1 protein-coding gene is annotated in these 238 nt (G+C 71.8%); it reads left to right on the forward strand.

The window, feature by feature from the left end:
- Positions 1-238: bifunctional 3,4-dihydroxy-2-butanone-4-phosphate synthase/GTP cyclohydrolase II (locus HMPREF0072_RS11695; protein WP_211204257.1), on the forward strand; the 238-nt coding region annotated here is incomplete at both ends.

Genomic DNA, 238 nt, shown 5'->3' on the forward strand with positions numbered 1-238 from the left:
CACCTGGCGCTGACCCTCGGCAAGGTCTGCGCGGAAGAGCCGACCCTGGTTCGCGTGCATAACATGGACCCGCTGCGCGACCTGCTGCAGGTCAACCAGCCGGGCCGCTGGAGCCTGCGCGCGGCGATGACCAAGGTCGCCGAGGCGGGCAGCGGCGTGGTGCTGCTGCTCGGTCACCAGATCGGCGGCGACGACCTGCTCGCCCATGTCCGCGAGATCGCTTCGGCGCCGGCTCCGG

It is taken from the genome of Anaerococcus lactolyticus ATCC 51172, from assembly GCF_000156575.1.
GTDB classification, from domain to species: Bacteria; Bacillota; Clostridia; order Tissierellales; family Peptoniphilaceae; genus Anaerococcus; species Anaerococcus lactolyticus.